Consider the following 17,480-nt stretch of genomic DNA (forward strand, 5'->3'; position numbering starts at 1 on the left):
AGGAAGCAACGCGACCCCTTTTTGTGGAAATTTGCTCACAAACAACTTATTGCTTTCTCATAATTTTTGTAATGCGTATAATAAGTCAAACAAAGTAATTTAGGAGGCAACACACATGTGGTCCATTTCAGGCGTCTTTTTGCCTCACGGGATTGGGTATTTCCGTTTGCTTCGACAAGCTTTGGGGCATGATTCGCGGAGTACCATCATTCTGCTCCTCATCATCGTTATCATTGTCGCCATTTATCTTCATCGGCGACATTAAACCTGTGTAAATTGAAGTACAAAATTAGTTCTTTCAAGACTGACCGTTACAGCAAACAGGGACGCCGTTTCATGGGACCGACCCAAGCCCACAAGACGGTCTTGGGTCTCGATTCTGAGCTCATAACCCGATCTCAGAAGTCGCCCTGCAATACTAAGTGGTCCAAGTACGCCCACTAAGTATTGCTACCACGAAACTCTGTCCCTGTTTGCCTCCACTCACATTTCAATAAAAGCTCCGAATAGTAATTTATCTCACACGCAATTCTACACAGTGATAACGTTAATTTGATGCAGAATGTGAGCGAAAGGGCGTCAACATTGAAACGAAGCAGTGAAAGTGGTGTTAATTCGAATGGGCTTCTCGAATTTACAGCACGGACGGTCGCCAAGACTCGCGGTTCTCAGAGGCTTGGCGGCGAGGTGAAAGACGGTGCACTCCCGGCTTGAACCGGTCCCGCAGCGAAGTTTCAATGTTGACAACCGGTAGCATAAGCCCATCACCGAAAAATCAAATTAACAATAGTTCATAGAAAGAAGGTTAATTAACCTTGAAAATTATCCGCGCCAACATAAAACCCTTTGCCTGGGGGATCTTCTGGGCTGTCTTTTCAGCGGCCGTAATGGCTGCCGCCAGTTTGTGGCAACCTAAATTGCTGCAAAACGTGATCAATGCCATCATCGCCAACAATAATCATAAAATACTAACGATTGGGATCACATTAATTGTCATCGCGCTCGTTGGTTTGATTGCCGGTGTGTTGAACACCATCTTCTCCGCTAAAGTAGCCATGGGAATGGCCGCATCGATTCGGGAAATGGCCTATCGCAAAATTCAGGCATTTTCTTTTAGTAACATCGAACGTTTTTCAGCCGGCAGTTTAGTTGTCCGGTTAACTAACGATATCAATCAGGTACAAAACCTAATTATGACCGTCCTCCAAGCGCTGATTCGAGTTCCCATCATGTTTGTCGGTGCGCTGATTCTCGCGTTGAACACGCTGCCACAGCTTTGGTGGATCATCGTGATTCAGATTGTCCTTGTTATGCTTGTCGTTCTTAGTACGTTTGGTCGAATGGGACGCCGCTTTGGTTTAATGCAGACTTTAATCGACCGTGTCAACGAACTGGCTAAGGAAAACTTAACTGGAGTCCGCGTGGTTAAGTCATTCAATCAAGAAAACAATGAACAAAAACGATTCAATACTGTCTCTGACAAACTGAACGACCAAAATATTGGCGTCGGTATTCTCTTTTCATTAATGATTCCCGCCTTTATGTTGATTGGGAACATGGCAGTGGTTGCCGCCATCTACTTCACTGGCGACATTGCCCAAACACATCCAGGTGCCGTTGCTGCCATTGCGTCATTTATTAATTATCTGATGCAAATCATGTTTGCCATTATTAATGGTGGTATGATGCTCACCTTTTCCGCTCGTGCAATGGTGTCCTTAAACCGGTTAAACGAAATCATGAACACTGAGCCAGACATCGTTTATAAGAAGGATGTGCCGGAGCAAGACTTAACCGGATCTGTTAAATTTGACCACGTTTCCTTCACTTATGATGGTGATGATCAACCAACTCTGTCAGATATTTCGTTTGACGTTAAACCCGGCGAAATGATTGGCATCGTTGGTGCTACTGGGGCTGGTAAGTCCACCCTAGCTCAGCTCATCCCCCGTTTGTTTGACCCGCAAAGCGGTACGGTTAGTGTTGGCGGCGTTAACTTGAAAGACGTCAATGAACGTTCACTACGTAAAACAGTCGCCTTTGTACTGCAACGGGCCATCCTATTTTCCGGTACTGTGGCGCATAATCTTCAGCAAGGTCTCAAAAATGCCTCAATTGCTGATATGGATCGAGCCAGCAAGATTTCGCAAGCTGCTGAGTTCATTGACCGTTTGCCAAATCGCTACGATGCTAATATCGAGGAACGTTCCAGCAACTTTTCTGGTGGGCAAAAGCAACGATTATCCATTACGCGAGGCGTGATTGGCCGGCCAAAGATTTTGATTCTGGACGACTCCACATCTGCGCTAGATGCCGAGTCAGAAAAGCTGGTTCAGGAAGCTTTGAACCATGAACTAAAAGGCACAACTACGTTTGTCATTGCAGAAAAAATTTCATCAGTAATCAACGCCAACCGCATTTTAGTCCTCGATAACGGGAAACTTGTAGGTGAAGGCACCCATCAAGAATTAGTTGCTAATAACCACTTCTATCAAGAAATTTATGAGACTCAAAAGGGAAAGGGGGAAGCCTAATGTCAGACGTTGGTCGCTCAATGCGTTTCTTCTATCATTATCTGAAACGTTATAAGATTAGTTTTACGATCGTTATTATTGCTATCATCGTTTCTACCTACTTTCAGGTTAAGGCCCCTATTTACCTGGGAAAGGCCGTCACTGAAGTGAACCCCCGAGATTGGACAACAATCTCGGGGGATTTATTATGACTAAATTTAATTTAGAGTTACGAATTTCTATTGTGACACAATATTTAACGGGTATTAGTTCCATTCAATTGGCCAGAAAATACCATATTGCCAACAATGAAACGATTCTCCTATGGGTTCATCGCTTTAATCGTTTTGGCATTGCAGGATTAAAACCGAGACCTATGAACTTGGAATACTCTAGTGAGTTCAAGATAGAAGTATTAAACTGGAAACAACAGCACCAAGCTTCGCTTTCAGAAACAGCACTACACTTCAATCTCTCTTCACCAAGTACTATCTGGAAATGGCAAAGAAAGTTTGATTTAAAGGGACTCAGTGGCCTAAATAGAGTGAGAGGAGATCCAAAGACTATGGCTAAGCATAAGCATAAAAAAGTAACCAAACCCACAACAGCACAAATTCAAGCACGCCACGATAAAGATGAGTTAAAGCAACTCAAGCAAGAAAATAAGATGTTAAGAATCGAGAATGAATTCCTAAAAAAACTCGATGCCTTAGATCACGAAAAATCAGCTCACGCGAAACCGTGACCTTAATTGATGATCTGAGGCGAGTCTTCAAAACGTCGATTAGTTTTATCCTCAAAGCCGTTAAGATACCACGTAGCACGTACTATTACACTAAGCACAGCCAGGGACGAAAATATGATGATGACCAGGTTATCCAAGCCATTGATGAAATTCGCCAAACAGATGCCAAGTATACTCAAAAATACGGTTACCGTCGCATAACGTTAGTTATGCATGAACAGGGATTTAAAGTTAATCACAAACGCGTCCTCCGAATTATGAAGGAACAAGGCTGGACATGTCAGGCCTTTAATAAGCAAACTCGTAAATATAACTCATACAAAGGAGTTGTTGGTAGAATCGCCAAAAACAAGTTACACCGGCGATTCAAGACAGATCGACCATATCAAAAACTTGTCGCCGACGTTAGTGAATTTCGATACGGTCAGATGAGTCAAAGTGAACGAATCTATTTAGAGCCCATCATGGATTTATTTTCGGGTGAAATTTTGGCATTTAACATTAGCGCACATCCAACTCTTGAGTTTGCGTTGAAGCCACTAAAAGAAGCATTAGATGGACTACCTGAGCTTCCTTATCGAACAACGGTACACACAGATCAAGGATTTCAGTACCAACATAAGCAGTGGCAAAAAACGCTTAAAACTCATCATACCTTTCAGAGTATGTCCCGTAAGGCGACTTGCTTAGATAACGCCGCCATGGAATCATTCTTTCATCTCATGAAAGCAGAGATGATGGATGAACACTTCGAAAATCCAGAGAGTCTCGCGCAAGCGATGACTGAATGGATTGAGTTTTATAATAACCGTAGAATCAGGACCAAGCTAAAAGGCAAGTCACCAGTACAATACCGAGAACTTGCCAATCAGTTAGTAGCTTAATTTAGTTGTCCAAACTTGTGGGTTCACTTCACACCTCGCTGGCTAAATATGTATTTGGCCTAATGCATGGCGTCAGCAATAAAGGTGATTTTGTTCATTTTGTTTGGCTGCTTGGCCTATTCTATTTCATCGGTGTCCTAGGAACATTTGTCATGAACATCGCAATCACCTACATTACGGGCTACTCAACGAACCGCATGCGCCGTGGTTTGTTTGGCAAACTACAACGGATGACGATCCGATTCTTCGATTCCCATCAAGACGGTGACATTCTCAGCCGTTTCACCAGTGATTTGGATAATATTTCCAATGCCCTTAATGAGGCTCTAGGTGAAATCATGGCCAACATCGCGTTGATGATTGGTATTTTGATTATTATGTTCCAGCAGAACGCGCAAATGGCATGGGTCACCATCGCCTCAGCCCCTGTTGCTATCATCCTGGCTACCTTTCTCATTAACCGTACCCGCAAGTATACCGATATTCAGCAAGATGAAGTCGGCAAATTGAACGGGTATATCAATGAACAAATTGCCGGTCAAAAGGTCAACATTACTAACGGTCTGCAACAGGATTCCATCGACGGTTTTCTGCCTCACAACGAAAACGTTCGTAAGGCCACAACACGGGCGCAAACGTACTCAGGCATGCTCTTCCCACTGATGCAAGGCATGTCATTAGTCAACACGGCGATTGTTATCTTCGCCGGTAGTTGGATAACAATGAACTCAGGCATGAGCCGGGCCGCTGCCCTTGGTTTGGTCGTTGTCTTCGTCCAATATTCGCAGCAGTTCTATCAGCCAATCACCCAAATTTCAACACTCTACAGCATGTTCCAATTAGCTGTTACGGGTGCCCGACGTTTGAACCAGATGTTTGATGAACCGGAAGAAATCAGACCAGAAAAAGGCGCCATTATTCCTGCTGGCTCCACCAGCGCCGCACTAAATAATGTCCACTTCAGTTACGATAAGGGTCGTGAAATTCTGCATGGCGTTTCCATTGACGTTGAACCAGGTAAAATGGTCGCTCTTGTCGGTCCTACCGGTTCTGGGAAAACAACGGTTATGAACCTGTTGAATCGGTTCTACGATGTCGATTCAGGGACTGTTTCTATTGATAATAAGGATGTGCGTCAGGTTGACATGACAAACCTGCGTGACCACGTCGGAATCGTCTTACAGGATAGCGTCCTCTTCTCTGGCACCATTGCCTTTAATATCAAGTATGGAAAACCTGATGCCACTGATGAAGAGATGATTGCAGCGGCTAAGCAAGCCAACATTCACGACTTCATCATGTCGCTAGACGATGGCTACGATACCAAGGTCACGGACGAAAATTCCGTCTTCTCGACGGGACAAAAACAACTGCTTAGTATCGCTCGGACCATCCTCACTAACCCATCATTATTGATCCTTGATGAGGCGACTTCAAACGTTGATACCGTCACTGAAGCGCGCATTCAAAAAGCGATGGATGCCGTGGTTCAAGGTCGCACGAGCTTTGTTATCGCTCACCGTTTGAAAACCATTCTTAACGCTGATAAGATTGTGGTGTTGAAAGATGGCAATGTGATTGAGCAAGGAACTCATCAGCAGTTGCTCGATGAGCACGGGTTTTATTCGGAGTTGTATCATAATCAGTTTGTGTTTGAATAAGCTATTTAGATTATCTTCATAAAAAGAACCAGCGAATACAATCGCTGGTTCTTTTTCCATAGTGTAAACATTTTTCGTGACATATGTTTACTCCTCAAACTGAGGGCTTGCCGTATCATGCTGAACATCCCCGGCCCGCACCATTGTCACCGTCAGCGGTTCTTCAAACCCGTTGCCGACAAAGGTTGCTTCACCCACGTTTTGTTGGGCCAATTCTTTCCCAATGTCATTAACAATCGGTAGTTTACTCAATTCGTCAATCGTCGTTACACGGTGAACCAATAAATTGCCAAATTCACCTAACAATTGACTCGGTAGATCGAGCGGGCTCTGCGTTGTTAGCATCAGATACAGTCCTGCTTTACGGCCTTCTCTGGCAACTCGCGATAATCCGTCTTGATCAACCCAACCGACGTGGCTGGCAGCATCGGTCAAATAACGATGCGCCTCATCTACAGTCAGAACAATCGGCACAGTGTGTGGCAAGTTCGTTTTAATCGCCAGCAACGTCGCAGCCAATGTGGATACAACCAGTTTGCCAACTTTAAGATTGCTTCGTAGCGCTGATAAGTCGATCACAAGAAAACGGTGTTGGGATTTCATGGCAGCAAACATCGTCAGTAAATAAACCACATCGTACTGTGTCTTAACTGAAGCGTCCACATGCACTTGTTCTGACCGCCGTTTTGGTCGGGGCAAACGGAACAACCGTTGCATCGTCGGATCAGCCAAGAACTTCCGAACGGCTGCCAGCACTGGTACTAGTTGTCGTTGGCGAGGACGATCGTACTGTTGACCCAGCAAACTGAAATCGGCTTCGGCGTCACTAGCGGGTTGGACGCATTCTTCCAATAATTGGTCAGGTAGCAAGCGAATGTCATATGGTCGGGGGAAATCGTGCAGTCTTTCTAATTGTGCCTCATAGTCCGTCCAGGAAACGCCCACCTTCACGTAAGGTGTCTCCTGGTGTAAGACGTTATAAGCAAGCCGCAGACTCGTCATCGCAGCGCTCAACATGGTCACGACGATGTCGTCATCAATGCCAATGATTTCCGCCAGCTGATCAGCCGATAGTTTGGCAAAATCAATAAAGGCGTTATCGCCTAATTTGCCAACTACCGCATGTGGCAAATGCGCGTATTCGCCCGTGGGGTCCAAAATGATCCCCGTTTGATTCTGGCGCATCAGTGCATTCAGCAAGGCCACTGCCGATGTCGACTTGCCACTGCCCGTTTGTCCCACAATTAACAAGTGTTGGCTAAATAATCGGTTCGCCTCAATCACTACTGGTTCAGCAGAGGGGCGCCGAACGGCAAAACCATCTAAATTGGTTGTTCCTGTCATTTGACTATCCTTTCTGTACCAGAGAGTGTAAATCCGCCCATAAAGCTGGCATCCCACTGCTGTTGATTCTTAACCTTCTTACCAAACTCATCGATCAGCGCATGCAGTTCCTGATATTCGTCCCAGTTCAGTCCAGCGTCCGCTTCCACCAACGTTTGAAAATCACGATATTTTTTTGGCACATCTAGGCCAAGCCAGCCAAAATGACGACGGGCATACGTGTCGGCAATAAATAGCGGTTTATGAAAGCCATACAACATAATGTCATCTGCGGTTTCATTACCGAGACCCTTTACGTTAAGCAGTTCTGCCTGCAACGTCTCTCGATCTAAGGCTTCAATCTCCGCCACGTTGTCATCATGAGTACCAGACCACTCAGCAGCGGCCATGATGTACTTTGCCTTGGTGCGATATAGTCCTGCTGGTTTAATGATGTCGGCCAATTTTTCTGGGGTGCAAGCTCGAATCTTAGCCGGATCATTGTCCGTTGCCGCTAATAAAGCGCGAGCTGCTGCATCCCCATTATTTGCACTGGCATTTTGAATCAGAATGGCTGCCCACATCACCTGAAATGGCGATTGTGCCCACAGTGCTTCCGTCGACATCCAATTTTGACGGCCCATATTTGTTTCTAAAATGTTGTATAGTGGTTTTAAATTCATATCTTATTCCTCTAATGGTATTTTACCTTATTTTGAATTTTGACGAAAAATGGAGTTTTAGTCATGTCAGATCTAATTCGTATCCGCCCCGCCGCAATCGGTGATTATACTGTCCTTGAAAACATCTATTTATTAGACCGCCAGCAGGAGTTTCCCTGGGTCGCCAATCCACAACTGGCAGACTTTGAGCGCGACAGTCATCACGAAATGATTATCGTCGCCACCATTGATGAGCGCGTGGTTGGTTTCTTGTCATTTTATCGTTTAGCCAATTTTATTCATTTGCTTTTCATTGACCCAAATTACCGTCATCAAGGTGTTGCCAGTCAACTCATTGACTACATGCGCACACAAGCAACTGGCCCAATGCAGTTAAAAGTCGTCATCGCCAATCAGCCTGCTCGTGATTTCTACGCACGATTACAATTTCGCGAGGTCAAACGTGATAATCTAGCTACCCCGCCAAACATCACCTTGGAAGATACCCGATTAGACCGTTATCCATTTATCCCTCACAACTAAAAAAGCGTCAATATAAACGGTAAGTCCGCTAACAAACGAAACACCGCGTCAGATCAACGTTAATCTGATGCGGTGCTTTTTTATTTAAACTCTCAGACCCCACTAAAACGCCTAATTTAAACACAATTGTCAACGGTCGAAGACAGATAATTGCGCAAAAGAACGTCGGTGAATAGAATGATTGCATTAAGTGAACGCGTTCAGTGAATCAATCTATTAACTCATTAATCCATGCAAAACAGTCGTTAAATACGCCCTGCCAGATGTTACTAAGTCAAAGTTACCGCGACTATAAGCCCAGGTCGCCATGATTCCCCGCACAGATGTATATAACTGTTGAAATGCCAACTCCGGATCGTGGTTTGCCAATTTTTGTTCATCATTTAGCTGTTGCATTAATTCTCTTAACGTATTAAGCATCTTCCAGTCACGTAATTCGAACTCTTGGTTTAATGTTTCCTGAAAGAATGAGGTAAACACCAACGTGACCACTTGCCAGCCCTGATCCGCAGACAATTGCAACTGAAGCATGCTGAACGCCAAAATACGTTCTTCGACCGTTGCTGACGGATGTTCTGCTACATAAGCGCCATAGTTTTCTCTCACATAGTTGGCCAATTCGTCATAATAACGCTCACGAATAATGTCTTCTTTGGACGTGTAATGGACGTAAAACGTGCCTGAAGACACATTAGCCTCACGTGTTATCTGACGAATCGTGGTCTTCGCGTATCCTTGCTCTTTAATCAATTTTACCGCCGCCTGAAAAAGACGCGTTTTGGTTTGTTGTTTCTGTTGTGCTCGACTCACTTTAGCAGACACGCTATTCATCCCTTTCACTGACCTCGTTCACTAAACATGGTCATTATAGCATGTCATTATTCTCCTGCCTGGTTATCTACGTTGTTAAGGAGCTGATTTTATGAACGAATTTTGGCAAACATTAATTAGCAGACGATCTGACCTGATGAGTGCCATTTGGCAGCATATCCAAATATCGCTGGTATCCTTGCTGATTGCTATGGCAATTGGGATTCCACTCGCTTTATTGGTTGTCCGTCATCACCGCGCGGCTAACGTGCTCACTCAAATCACCGGCGTTTTTCAGACTATTCCGTCGCTGGCCCTACTCGGATTATTAATTCCTATCGTCGGCATCGGCACAGTCCCAGCAGTTATTGCGCTAGTCGTTTACGCCCTGCTACCGATTTTCACGGGCACGTTAACTGGGCTCACGGGCATCGACCCGTCGCTTGAAGAAGCAGCCGATGCGTTTGGCATGACACGAACTGAAAAGTTGATCCGCGTCGAATTTCCACTCGCTATGCCAACCCTTATCGCTGGCATTAGACAAGCGCTGGTCATGATTATTGGCACGGCTACCCTAGCGGCCTTAATTGGCGCTGGTGGCCTAGGGGACTTCATCTTGCTGGGGATTGACCGCAACAACAATAGCATGACCCTTATTGGTGCGATTGCGTCGGCGTTACTGGCAATTGTGTTCAGCGGCATTATTTTCATTTTGCAGAAGAGCAAGTTGCGCTATGCCGTAGCAACCCTTGCCCTGATTATTTTAGTCCCTTCCGGTGTTGGTCTTTATCATGCGGTTCAACCCGCACCGCAGACCATAACGATTGCCGGTAAAATGGGCTCTGAACCGGATATTTTAATTAATATGTACAAAGATATGATCCATCAAGTGGATCCACGCGATAAAGTCGTCCTCAAACCTAACTTTGGTCAAACAGCCTTCTTGTTCAACGCCCTCAAGAGTCAGCAAATTGACATTTACCCTGAATTCACTGGCACTGTGTTGGAAAGTTTGGTCAAACCAACGAAAAATCAAAAAGAAATTGGCACACCGCCTACTCAACTTTACCAGTACGCTAAAAACGATCTTTCTCAACAGTTCCACATGACCTATTTGAAACCGATGGCTTACAACAACACTTATGCCGTTGTAATCAAAAAGAGCTACGCGAACGCGCACAATATTAAAACAATTGCTGATTTACAAAAGGTCGAGGGTAACTTACTTGGCGGTTTTGATCTTGAATTTTTGGATCGCACAGACGGCTATAAAGGTCTGCAAAGCAAATATGGTCTCAACTTCAAAACGCAATCAATGGATCCTGACCTACGATATGAGGCGATTAATAGCGGCAAAATCAATCTGACAGACGGTTACTCCACTGATTCTCAAATTCGCCAGTACCGTTTAGTGGCTTTACAGGACAACCGACAATTATTTCCGACATATCAGGGTGCACCATTAATGAATACGACGTTTGCTAACAAGAATCCTAAAATTATTGCGGCACTCAACAAACTTGCTGGTCACATCAGCGAACGTGACATGCAAGAAATGAACTATGAGGTTAATGTTAAACAACAATCCGCCGCCAGCGTGGCCAAGCACTATCTGACGACTCATCATCTTTTAGGAGGTGCACGATAATGGCAGATACTTTAATTACGTTTGATCACGTCAAAAAAACTTATGGCAACAAGCAAGCGGTCGACGACGTGTCCTTCACAGTCAACCGCGGCGAAATTTTCGTCCTCGTCGGTGCCTCTGGCAGCGGTAAAACAACCACTTTAAGAATGATCAACGAGCTACTGGAACCGACCGATGGCAACATTTATTTTAATGGCCAACGGATCAAGGATTACAACGTGCGTGAACTGCGTTTGCAAACTGGCTATGTCCTGCAACAGATTGCCCTGTTTCCTAACATGTCAGTCGCTCAAAATGTCGCCCTCATCCCCAGCATGAAAAAGCAATCCAAGGCTGACACAAGCACGCTGGTCGATCAGTTACTCAACGATGTCGATTTAGATCCGCAAACGTACCGTGATCGCATGCCAGACGAGTTGTCCGGTGGCGAACAACAGCGGGTCGGCATTCTGCGTGCGTTTGCTGGTCAGCCACAGATTGTCCTGATGGATGAACCATTTAGCGCCCTCGATCCCATTTCGCGAACCCAACTGCAGAATCTAGTCATCGACATTCATCACCGACTAAACAGTACCGTTGTGTTCGTCACCCACGATATGGATGAAGCACTAAAGTTAGGTGACCGCATCGGCGTCATGCGCTTAGGCAAACTGTTGCAGGTTGGTACACCCGACGAAATTGTTCGTCATCCGGCCGATCAATTTGTCCAACGTTTGTTCGAAAATTCGATGGCTCATGATGTGTATCATGTGTTACTCAGCAAACTTGCTGTAATGGGATATTTGCAAGACATTAATGACTCGAGTACGTTGGCAAGTGGCGAGGACCGCGTCACGCTAAATGGTGACCAAACCGTCAGCGACGCGCTCACGCCCTTAGAAAGCAACGAAACTGTGTTAATCCAGTCCGAAGGCGGTCCCACACGATTATTAACCCGTGATCAGTTATTCAAATTTATCGGTGATTATCGCAGTCACTAACACATCGTCAGTTAACCCTGTGATATCGTTTGGAGGTCTTATGATGTTAGCTATGGTTTTGAATCATCCAGGAGATGAACACTCCTTTCACGCAGAAGAACGTGCAATGCCTTTGTCGACATCCACTCATAGTGTGTTGAAAATTATGGCTTTCGGTCTAAACTATGCTGAATTACTCACACGTAACGGTGAGTCGCCAGACGTTAGGTTTCCGCGCGTCATTGGCATCGAAGCAGTTGGCACAGTTTATGACACCAAGGCCGGCAGTGGTTTTCGTGTTGGTCAAACGGTGATGACGCTCATGGGCGGACTCGGTCGTGAGTTTGACGGCAGTTACGAAGAATATGCCCTCATCCCCAACCATCAGCTGTACCCATTGCCAATTAAAGACTCGTGGACACAACTCGCAACCATTCCAGAAAGCTTCTACACCGCCTATGGCTCGCTTAATCGTCTGCGCCTATCCGCCGGTGCTCACTTGTTGATCCGTGGTGGCACCAGCAACGCCGGTATCGCCGCTCTGTTATTAGCAAAAGCGATGGGCTACACCGTTTCAACGACTTCACGGGATTCCGGTAAACTACAGACGTTACAAGACTTGGGTGCCGACGAAACTTTGCTCGACCAGGGGAGCTTGGACACCACAATTTCGTTTGATGGCATTCTGGAATTGGTTGGCACCACAACGCTCCGAGATTCTCTGCAACACCTTGCCACTACGGGCACAGCCGTTGTCACCGGTGGTCTTGGTGGCGCATGGTCATTACCTGATTTCAGTCCGTTTGAAGTACCAGGCTACCTCACCAACTTTCAATCGACAAACGTTGACGCTCAGTTGTTGAGTCAGGCCATCGCGCTCATTAAAAACCATCATCTACAATTGCCTATCGCCCAAACGTTTGAACTAGCAAATATCGCTCAGGCGCATCAGGCCATGATTAATTCTCATAAGATTGGCAAGATTGTCGTTATTGCCAATCATGAGTAATGACAATTCCAAAACATCCAGAACGATAAAAATGACTTCTTCTCGCAATTCCGAGAAGAAGCCATTTTTGATTCATATGCCAAATTTTAAATTGTTATGAGCGTTACTTAATCGCATCTGGATCCGTGAACGTGTTAACCACTTTCCCGTTCGCAAATACATAGTAAGCGCCTGTTTGACCACGTTGTCCATTTTGCATGGCTTGTTTTGAGAAGCCATCAAAGTTATATGCCGTTTGACCATTGATGGTGGATGCCCCGAGGTACTGATAGGCGGTATCTCCATTGTTGGTCCCATATTGGCTGACCAGCGTGTTTAAAGCTTGTGCCTGGCTCGTTATTACGGCCGAGGCTGAACTAGCTGTACCGGCCTGTGCTGCGCCTTGTGATGAGGCAGCCGAACTCTGAGCTGGTTGTTGGCTACTTACAGCTTTTGAGCTGGCAGCAGCACTGCTACTTACGGTAGCGCTACTACTAGCAGCTGCTGTGCTAGACGTTGAAGCGCTGCTATCATCTGTCGTTGAGGAAGCGTTATCGTCCGTTTGACTTGATGTCGAGCTTGCTTGTTGGGCATCACTGGATGAAGAAACTTTCTTTGAGGTAGATGATTGTGTTTTGCTGCTCCGAACTGATGAACTATCCGATGACTTAGATGTTGCTGATGATGAGCAACCGGCCAAAACTAAGGCCGATAAAGCAACCACACCGAATTGAATAACCTTCTTCATAAATAACTCCCTCCAGGATTTCCCTGCGAACTGAACTCATAATGTAGATTATAATTTCAAACCTAGTTCACATGCAAATAAACTTGAGGTAATTCTCATTTTTTAATCTTTTCTTTGTTTCACTAAGCCAATGGATCCCAGCTTGGCAAAATTGTTGGTTCAGTCGTCAATAAGGCCTGCTGATCAGGCGTCAGATACTTTTTATTAACGACCACTTCATAAACGTAATCATTAAACCAGTCAGCACTCATGACGAAGTAGCCATCGGCCCCGTTTTCTTTGCCCCATGAGTTTTCAACTTTCCAACGGCGTGGTTGATCATCGACGACATCGACACCCGTTAAGGTCATCGCATGAGAAACTTCACCCTGCCCCGTGAGCAAACGATTGGCTTTACTCATCTGAGAATCAACGTTAAACAAGGCGTCCGTTTGGAACAGTTTGCTATCCAAATACCCGGTCTTCCGGTCCATTTGTTGTAACACGTCGTTACCAAACCAAACGGTCTCACCATCTTTTAACTGCGCCGTTGCAACCCTATTAAGTTCATCCATCGGCACGTTTAAAAAGTGAATGGGATTGCCACTTTCGATATTGTCTTGGGCCGGCATTGCGTACAGTTTGTTGTATGCCTTATCCGGAGAATTCGTCACCACGACATAGTCGTTAAAGTCGGCCGTGAAGTATTTGCTCAAGAAATCCTTCGGTGTCAAGTCGCGATCAATGTGATATTTTTTGTCGTCATCAGTATATTCAAAGTCAAACTTTACCGGTGGTTCACCAAATGCATAAGCTGCCATGCGGTAGACTTCGCGCAGCATTTGTCGACGGGTCTCTTCAAGTTGTTCCTCACTAGCGCCGTTGCTAACCAGTGTACGTAGTGTAACAGCGTCCTTACGCTCTTTAGTGTTCAATGCTAATTCAATTTCTGAGCTGTCTTCAGTATTGTGCACTTCAGGCATCACATAACTAGGCACGACGCCGTACTTTTGAACTAAACCGGCAGCCATATTCCATTGGCCACCATCGGTACCGGCCATCGACATTAACTGTTGCACTTCACGGTCATCGATTGGCCGTGTGGCGTCCTCAATCATCTTCGTATAGAAAGTATTGGCGCGTTCTACACGATCCCAGAAAAACAAATAGCTCTGGGATAACTCGAAATCCTTAATCTTATATTGCTTGGCCATGCTGTGCCGCAACGTATTGAGCGTTGCAAACAACCAGCAACGACCAGAATGCTTTTGATTGGATACTGCACCCGTATCAACTTCGATTGAAAAAGCGCGGTTCAATCGCGTTGCCGCACGATTATCCCAACTGGCTGCCTTAACGCCATTTTTCGTAACAGCACGTTCTAAGACGGTCGCTTGTGGTTGCTTGGCGTAATCCGCTTGTAAGTCTGCAATCGTGGCCGCGTCTAAAACTGGTCGTGTTAATTCTGCTTCACTCATTTCCGATGCCTCCAAAAATTAGAATAAAATAATTTTACTCCTTAATGAGAAAAAGTCTAATCAACTTTTCACATTTGACTATCCTTACCAAATTAATCGTTGCCTTAAACCAGTTTTTGATTTTTTCAGTTTTCAATGTCAGCGAACAAAATAATAGTAACCGTTTTCTTTATAATCACAACATTGCTTTAATAAATGCGGGTAAAACGTTAAAAACTCGCGTCAACCATTTTCATTACATCATAAGTCAAAAGTTTGTATAGTTCACATTTTGTTCTAAAAGATTTTATAAATATATTTATTTATGAGTTTTTAGTGAAATAAAGCGAACATTATAACACTTGAGACTCGTTTTCAATCGTGTATACTGGTTGTTGGTTAGACATTGCCAATCATTTTCAAAGCACGATTAGTAATGAGTAAACGACGTCAGTACAACAATCTATCGGCGCAGATATTCCTTGTTCACGCTTTCCAATATCTGCTTACTATTCAGTTTACGAAAGGGTGTTTCATTGTGGATGTAAAGTTTCAAAACGTTTCGTTAGCATACGACAACGTAAACAACATTTTAAATAACATTAGTTTTACCATTCCCGAAGGACAGTTGACCTGTTTGCTCGGCCCAAGTGGCTGTGGCAAGTCAACAACCTTGAATTTGATTAGTGGTCTGCTCTCGCCAACCGGTGGTCAAATTTTCTTTGGTGATCAGAACGTTACGAAAAAAGACGCTCTGGCACGCAAAGTGGGAATGGTTTTTCAGAACTATGCACTTTACCCGCACATGACCGTGTTGGACAACATTTGTTTTCCAATGAAAATGGCCAAGGTTAAGAAAGCAGATCGACTCAAACGAGGGCGTGAACTCGCGGCATTGGTCCATGTTGAAACTGAATTATCTAAGAAACCCAACGAACTGTCTGGCGGTCAACAACAGCGAGTAGCAATCGCCCGCGCTCTAGCAAAATCACCAAGCATTTTATTACTGGACGAACCCCTCTCTAACCTCGATGCCCGATTGCGGGTAGAAATGCGTGAAGAGATCCGCCGCATTCAAAAAGAAACTGGCGTGACCACCGTTTTCGTAACCCACGACCAGGAGGAAGCCATTCACATCGCCGACCAAATCATGGTTCTAAACGAAGGCAAAATTCAACAGTTCACTACGCCTAATCGCCTTTACGATCAACCTGACAACCTTTTTGTCGCTAAGTTTATTGGATCGCCAATCATTAACACCATTCCGTTTGCGAACGTTCGTGACGATTTTAAAGCCGTTGTCCCTACTAGTGTCTTTTCGGACGGCGTTACTGTTGCCATTCGTGCTGAAAGCATCGTTCCAGCCACGGATCCACATGACCACTTAACTTTGCTACCGCTTAGCGGCACTCAGGTTCAGTCCAACCGCTTTGGACGTGAAACAAGCCTTTCCCTTAATTATGGCGGTCACACAATTATTGCAGATGGTTTTCGAGAACAGGATTTAGGCCGCAATGGCAAACCGCTACAGTTCGCCTTGAGACCACAAGGCGTATTCGTCTTCAACCAGTCAGGTGAACGTGTTTGGCCAGAAACTATTGCGACAAACGTTTCACCGATCAAACCAACCGAGGTAATTCACGCATGATCAAACAACATCCGACAATTAAGTCAACGTTGATTGCGTTCGCCTACCTTGCGCCAATGCTGATCATTACGTTGGTGTTTAATATTTATCCCATCTTTAAATCTTTTGCGATGAGTTTTTATACAAAATACGACTTCTTTACCGATAAAGTGAGCGCTCTTGGATGGGCCAATTATAAGTTTATTTTTTCGGATCCTGACTTCTATCTGTCTGTTCGTAACACGCTGATTTTTGTCCTCGGGGTCGTGCCATTTTCCGTTCTCTTGTCACTAATTATTGCCCTCTTGCTACACCGCGTTCGTTTTTTGGCTGGCCTATTCAAAACAGCCTATTTTCTACCTTTTGTTACCAGCACAGTTGCCATCTCGTTAGTCTGGCAGTGGATTTATAACGATCAGTACGGCCTGCTCAACGCCTTCTTAAGCCATTTTGGTGTTCATCCTATTGACTGGTTAAATGATCCTCACTGGGCAATGCCTGCGTTAATTATCATGACCATTTGGAAAGGATTGGGATTCAATATCATTCTTTTCCTCGTCGGCTTGAGTAATATCGACAAACGTTACGATCAGGTAGCACAAATTGACGGCGCAAATGCCTGGCAACGTTTCATTCATGTCACTTTGCCACTACTTTCACCCATGACTTTCTTAGTCAGTGTCACCAGCGTCATCAGCGGGTTCAAAGTATTCGACGAAATTTTTGTTCTATTCGGGGGCTCGCCAGGTCCGGGTAAATCGACGCTCACCATCGTTTTTTACCTGTACCAAAAATTTTACTCAGAATGGAAATATGGCATTGCGGCCGCATCAGGCGTCGTCTTATTTTTACTTATTCTAGTCGTCACCATCATTCAATTTTGGTACAGCAGAAAACACGTGCACTATGCGTAGTCGATTGTTCAAAAGGAGC

15 protein-coding genes and 1 pseudogene are annotated in these 17,480 nt (G+C 44.9%); 11 read left to right on the forward strand and 5 right to left on the reverse strand.

The features are described from left to right. Positions 1-115: 115 nt before the first annotated feature. From LROSL1_RS12255 to LROSL1_RS12275, 5 genes and pseudogenes are all read left to right on the forward strand, one after another. Complete coding sequence (locus LROSL1_RS12255) at positions 116-265, forward strand: hypothetical protein (RefSeq protein ID WP_017260849.1); 150 nt, start codon at positions 116-118, stop codon at positions 263-265. 550 nt (positions 266-815) lie between these two features. Next, a complete protein-coding gene (locus tag LROSL1_RS12260) occupies positions 816-2,534 on the forward strand; it encodes an ABC transporter ATP-binding protein (RefSeq protein ID WP_017260848.1) in 1,719 nt (572 codons plus the stop codon). 187 nt (positions 2,535-2,721) lie between these two features. After that, positions 2,722-3,258: a helix-turn-helix domain-containing protein gene (locus tag LROSL1_RS12265; protein ID WP_178913386.1), complete on the forward strand. Its 537-nt coding sequence runs from the start codon at positions 2,722-2,724 to the stop codon at positions 3,256-3,258. Beyond that, entirely contained in the window at positions 3,255-4,142 is an 888-nt protein-coding gene (locus tag LROSL1_RS12270) for an IS3 family transposase (protein WP_012390893.1), read from the forward strand. The genes LROSL1_RS12265 and LROSL1_RS12270 overlap by 4 nt, the downstream gene beginning before the upstream one ends. Before the next feature lie 11 nt (positions 4,143-4,153). Beyond that, positions 4,154-5,803, forward strand: a pseudogene (locus tag LROSL1_RS12275) (ABC transporter ATP-binding protein); the annotation flags it as partial. A gap of 87 nt (positions 5,804-5,890) precedes the next feature. On the opposite strand, the gene LROSL1_RS12280 reads toward LROSL1_RS12275, so the two are convergent. Beyond that, entirely contained in the window at positions 5,891-7,147 is a 1,257-nt protein-coding gene (locus LROSL1_RS12280) for an ATP-binding protein (RefSeq protein WP_178914773.1), read from the reverse strand. After that, positions 7,144-7,809: an endonuclease III domain-containing protein gene (locus LROSL1_RS12285; RefSeq protein ID WP_017261098.1), complete on the reverse strand. Its 666-nt coding sequence runs from the start codon at positions 7,807-7,809 to the stop codon at positions 7,144-7,146. Before LROSL1_RS12285 ends, LROSL1_RS12280 begins: the two co-directional genes overlap by 4 nt. 63 nt (positions 7,810-7,872) lie before the next feature. Here LROSL1_RS12285 and LROSL1_RS12290 point away from each other — a divergent pair, with 63 nt between their 5' ends. Beyond that, a complete protein-coding gene (locus LROSL1_RS12290; protein WP_017261099.1) occupies positions 7,873-8,331 on the forward strand; it encodes a GNAT family N-acetyltransferase in 459 nt (152 codons plus the stop codon). Positions 8,332-8,547: 216 nt separating this feature from the next. Here the strand turns inward: LROSL1_RS12290 and LROSL1_RS12295 are convergent, their stop codons facing one another. Next, a complete protein-coding gene (locus LROSL1_RS12295) occupies positions 8,548-9,162 on the reverse strand; it encodes a TetR/AcrR family transcriptional regulator (protein WP_178914774.1) in 615 nt (204 codons plus the stop codon). A 91-nt stretch (positions 9,163-9,253) separates the two neighbouring features. Between LROSL1_RS12295 and LROSL1_RS12300 the strand changes: the two genes are divergently transcribed. From LROSL1_RS12300 to LROSL1_RS12310, 3 genes are read left to right on the forward strand one after another with little or no spacing between them, the layout of a single operon-like run. After that, positions 9,254-10,789 (forward strand): ABC transporter permease/substrate-binding protein, encoded by a 1,536-nt coding sequence (locus LROSL1_RS12300; RefSeq protein WP_178914775.1) that lies wholly within the window; start codon positions 9,254-9,256, stop codon positions 10,787-10,789. Next, on the forward strand, positions 10,789-11,769 hold the full coding sequence (locus tag LROSL1_RS12305) for an ABC transporter ATP-binding protein (protein ID WP_017261102.1): 981 nt from the start codon (positions 10,789-10,791) through the stop codon (positions 11,767-11,769). The genes LROSL1_RS12300 and LROSL1_RS12305 overlap by 1 nt, the downstream gene beginning before the upstream one ends. Before the next feature lie 40 nt (positions 11,770-11,809). Next, on the forward strand, positions 11,810-12,757 hold the full coding sequence (locus LROSL1_RS12310) for a zinc-binding dehydrogenase (RefSeq protein WP_225440532.1): 948 nt from the start codon (positions 11,810-11,812) through the stop codon (positions 12,755-12,757). A 103-nt stretch (positions 12,758-12,860) separates the two neighbouring features. Here the strand turns inward: LROSL1_RS12310 and LROSL1_RS12315 are convergent, their stop codons facing one another. Next, a complete protein-coding gene (locus LROSL1_RS12315; protein ID WP_178914776.1) occupies positions 12,861-13,484 on the reverse strand; it encodes a hypothetical protein in 624 nt (207 codons plus the stop codon). Positions 13,485-13,606: 122 nt separating this feature from the next. Continuing rightward, positions 13,607-14,941, reverse strand: a complete 1,335-nt coding sequence (locus LROSL1_RS12320) for a C1 family peptidase (protein ID WP_178914777.1) — start codon at positions 14,939-14,941, stop codon at positions 13,607-13,609. Positions 14,942-15,458: 517 nt separating this feature from the next. On the opposite strand from LROSL1_RS12320, the gene LROSL1_RS12325 reads away from it, so the two are divergent. Together LROSL1_RS12325 and LROSL1_RS12330 are read left to right on the forward strand one after the other, a co-directional pair. Beyond that, a complete protein-coding gene (locus tag LROSL1_RS12325) occupies positions 15,459-16,568 on the forward strand; it encodes an ABC transporter ATP-binding protein (RefSeq protein ID WP_178914974.1) in 1,110 nt (369 codons plus the stop codon). Next, on the forward strand, positions 16,565-17,461 hold the full coding sequence (locus LROSL1_RS12330) for a carbohydrate ABC transporter permease (RefSeq protein ID WP_017261107.1): 897 nt from the start codon (positions 16,565-16,567) through the stop codon (positions 17,459-17,461). Before LROSL1_RS12325 ends, LROSL1_RS12330 begins: the two co-directional genes overlap by 4 nt. Positions 17,462-17,480: the final 19 nt, after the last annotated feature.

The sequence above is a fragment of the Furfurilactobacillus rossiae genome (genome assembly GCF_013394005.1).
Taxonomy (GTDB): Bacteria; Bacillota; Bacilli; order Lactobacillales; family Lactobacillaceae; genus Furfurilactobacillus; species Furfurilactobacillus rossiae.

Bases quoted from the DNA above. Each gene is read 5' to 3' on its own strand.
- LROSL1_RS12265 (WP_178913386.1), top strand. From the start codon at position 2,722: ATGACTAAATTTAATTTAGAGTTACGAATTTCTATTGTGACACAATAT.
- LROSL1_RS12305 (WP_017261102.1), top strand. From the start codon at position 10,789: ATGGCAGATACTTTAATTACGTTTGATCACGTCAAAAAAACTTATGGC.
- LROSL1_RS12255 (WP_017260849.1), top strand. From the start codon at position 116: ATGTGGTCCATTTCAGGCGTCTTTTTGCCTCACGGGATTGGGTATTTC.
- LROSL1_RS12285 (WP_017261098.1), bottom strand. From the start codon at position 7,809: ATGAATTTAAAACCACTATACAACATTTTAGAAACAAATATGGGCCGT.
- LROSL1_RS12330 (WP_017261107.1), top strand. From the start codon at position 16,565: ATGATCAAACAACATCCGACAATTAAGTCAACGTTGATTGCGTTCGCC.
- LROSL1_RS12320 (WP_178914777.1), bottom strand. From the start codon at position 14,941: ATGAGTGAAGCAGAATTAACACGACCAGTTTTAGACGCGGCCACGATT.
- LROSL1_RS12295 (WP_178914774.1), bottom strand. From the start codon at position 9,162: ATGAATAGCGTGTCTGCTAAAGTGAGTCGAGCACAACAGAAACAACAA.
- LROSL1_RS12310 (WP_225440532.1), top strand. From the start codon at position 11,810: ATGATGTTAGCTATGGTTTTGAATCATCCAGGAGATGAACACTCCTTT.
- LROSL1_RS12315 (WP_178914776.1), bottom strand. From the start codon at position 13,484: ATGAAGAAGGTTATTCAATTCGGTGTGGTTGCTTTATCGGCCTTAGTT.
- LROSL1_RS12290 (WP_017261099.1), top strand. From the start codon at position 7,873: ATGTCAGATCTAATTCGTATCCGCCCCGCCGCAATCGGTGATTATACT.
- LROSL1_RS12280 (WP_178914773.1), bottom strand. From the start codon at position 7,147: ATGACAGGAACAACCAATTTAGATGGTTTTGCCGTTCGGCGCCCCTCT.
- LROSL1_RS12300 (WP_178914775.1), top strand. From the start codon at position 9,254: ATGAACGAATTTTGGCAAACATTAATTAGCAGACGATCTGACCTGATG.